The organism is Xenorhabdus lircayensis (genome assembly GCF_016306625.1).
Taxonomy (GTDB): Bacteria; Pseudomonadota; Gammaproteobacteria; order Enterobacterales; family Enterobacteriaceae; genus Xenorhabdus; species Xenorhabdus lircayensis.
Window position 1 is genome coordinate 1 of record NZ_JACOII010000014.1, and the last position, 2854, is coordinate 2854.

The 2854-nt window shown below is 35.0% G+C and carries 3 protein-coding genes; all 3 read right to left on the reverse strand.

The genetic code is table 11. The annotated features are described in order from the left end of the window. Positions 1–198: 198 nt before the first annotated feature. On the reverse strand, positions 199–753 hold the full coding sequence (locus H8A87_RS02060; RefSeq protein ID WP_198688353.1) for an RBBP9/YdeN family alpha/beta hydrolase: 555 nt from the start codon (positions 751–753) through the stop codon (positions 199–201). Beyond that, positions 750–1562, reverse strand: a complete 813-nt coding sequence (locus tag H8A87_RS02065) for an arylamine N-acetyltransferase family protein (RefSeq protein ID WP_198688354.1) — start codon at positions 1560–1562, stop codon at positions 750–752. Before H8A87_RS02065 ends, H8A87_RS02060 begins: the two co-directional genes overlap by 4 nt. 589 nt (positions 1563–2151) lie before the next feature. Then, positions 2152–2854, reverse strand: a 703-nt coding sequence (locus tag H8A87_RS02070) for an IS630 family transposase (RefSeq protein ID WP_198688355.1), incomplete at its 5' end; no start/stop codon positions are given.

The following is a 2854-nucleotide window of genomic DNA, read 5'->3' on the forward strand; positions in this document are numbered from 1 at the left end:
AAAGCCATCACTAAATATCACCTATGCTGAAAAAACAGGACTTCAGGTGATGGCTTAAACCGATCTCAGGTTAGTTAGAAAAACTGTAATTTGAGAGACGGAAAACATATAATCTTCTATTAAAGACTTAAAATAAGTCCAGTAAACATGATCTGTTAGGTGTTATAGGGCAGATGTAAACTACCATCAGTTTAATATTTACCTAACAACAAGATTTCCGCCAGATAATTCATTAATCAATTTTTCTCCTTCTTCCCACTCCCCATAACCTACTGCTGTGTTCAGGTGTCCAGCACCTCTGATTATTTTTAATGAGGTTCCCCAAATACGTGCTAATAAATGAGCTTTCTCCAAAGACAAATATTTATCATTATCACTGCAAATCATAGTAGCGGGAAAAGGAAGTTGTTTTAGCAGAGGAAGAGGGCGTTGTACCTTTATTTCAGGTATTGTATCTTCAGCGTCCACATCCGCTGGAGCTACAAGAAGTGCTCCCTTAACTCTACTGTTTTCATGCTGAAAAGACCACTGTGCAATAGTTACCGCCCCACAGCTATGCCCTATAAGGAATAAATCTCCTTGGGTATTTTCTATTGTTTTGTTAAGGTTATTAACCCATGCGTTTCTTACTGGTGAATTCCAATTTTCTTGTTGAACTCTAACCACGTTCGAGTACTTTCTTTCCATATATGATTGCCAGTGCTCTGGACCTGAATTTGTGTATCCAGGAACAATCAAATAAGTAATGCTCATATTTTCTCACTCAAAAGGAAGATGTTTTTTTCTACGAATATATTAAATTTATCCGAAAGAATTCTTTCCATCATTTCTGCATCTTTAATCTCTATAGTTTGGCTTCTGTCACCAATCACCTCAGTGAAGCTATTATTTCTTATACTGATTCTCCCATCTTCCTTTGGAATACTAATCACTTTGTTAGTGTTCAAAAGACTGTTTGGTGAATTAAGAGTATAGAAATAAGCCATATCTATATCTTCATAAGTTGCCGGAATATCGTGGAAGGAATATATTTTTTCCCATTCACAATTTCTGTTGCTCTTTTCCATCACTGAAATTGTCCAGCCCTCCTTATCTATTTTATTAATTTTTGTATTCAAAAAAGTGTGTTCATGTATATAACCATCTTTAAGCAATATAGGTGCTCTTGGCCCTTTAGCACCAAAACCAATATCGAAGAGCCAATTTTCAGAGTTAATAGTTATAATAATTATCTGATGGGTTTTAGGTGTACGCACAGGCAAGTGTACTCTTGCTAAACATGTCCGATATTCTATTTCTAGATGTTCCAAAACTGGTATTAATAAAGAACATAACTCGAAACATATTCCGCCTCTATTATTTTCTATGATGTGTTTCCAAAACGAATTTTTATCAAGCATAAAGCTCTGGTTTCGATGCATACTAAAATTTTCGAAAGGAATATTATAGAAATGAGATCTATGTAAACAAAACATTCCATCTTTTTTCTTACTTACTGGAAGAGTAATATTCAACCTTTTCAAATAACTTTCCGGAGAATATTCAATAAATTCATTGTTCATGATAATTTTCACACTCTATTCTTTATAAAAAATGCTTTAAGTTAACCCAGCGTCAACATTTAATTTATTAATATTGTTAAATTACAAAGCATGTATGCATTTTGTGTATACATGCTAATTCCTCAACTAAGACAGAATATTAAAAGGTTCTTACAGAATGATGGATGTCAATACCTAAAAAATTTAAAACACCACATTCTGAAAATATTTTTGAAAAAATAAACCCTCAAACAGATAACATACATTTGATAATTAAGAGTATGGTTTTATTATCAGTTTATATCAGTATCTTGTTATTTCCAATTTCAAGAAATAAATCAACTTTTTAAAACCCATTTGTTTGTCAGGTTTATTATATTATTTAGAAATCACATAAATCGAAAATGTTTTATCCATTATTAATACATCACATGAAACGAGCAGCATCTACTGTAACAATGATATAACAAAATAAATTAGCAACTCTAGTCACAAAAAAAATATCGAATGAAAATGTGATCTAAATCACCTAAATAAAAATGAAACCGTATATACAATCACTAAGAAAATTATTTATTCAATAAATGCTTTCTTGTCTTTATATACCAATCTAACCTGAAGGTGCGGGTTTTAAAATCTGAAAATTATCAGTCAGTCGAGTCGTCAGTTCTTTCGTTTTTTCTGGCAACGTGACATGAAAAAAGTGATGAAGGGTTTCACGGAATGTCTTCGCATTCGGAAAATAGACATTGTTACGCACTTGCTCATTCATATACTTCCACAATCGCTCTATCGGATTGAGGTTTGGGCTGTAAGGCGGCAGGTAATGCAATTCAATATTCAGGACATACGCAATATCTTTCACCAACTCGGCTCGGTGGTAACCCGCACCATCCAGAATAATGTGGATTTTTTGCGAAAGTGGGTAAGTTTCCCGGAGCGCCCCGAAAAAATACGCGATGCTTTCAGCATTGATACTCGGATATTCACGGATCACGGTGTCTTCAATTCGTTGTAGATTGAGGGCACCCAGAATATTAAGACGGGTACGACTGCCGGTGGTTTCGACCACTTTTACCTGATTTTTTCCTGCTTTCATCCAGCCATAGCTGAACTTTGTGGACTGTGAAGGATGCACCGCATCAATAAATAGGATCGGCTCATTCTGATCCGTACCGTCTTTCAGCACCCTGTAGTCATCAATAAATTGTTGCTGTTTATCCGCATCGAATTTATGAGGCACTCCCTTTGGCTTTTTGTAGCTGAAACCCTGGCGGTGAAGCCATTTCGTCATTCCGCCCACGCTGAAAGAC

Excerpts from the sequence above, each read along its gene's own strand:
- H8A87_RS02065 (WP_198688354.1), bottom strand. The coding sequence starts at position 1,562 with ATGAACAATGAATTTATTGAATATTCTCCGGAAAGTTATTTGAAAAGG.
- H8A87_RS02060 (WP_198688353.1), bottom strand. The coding sequence starts at position 753 with ATGAGCATTACTTATTTGATTGTTCCTGGATACACAAATTCAGGTCCA.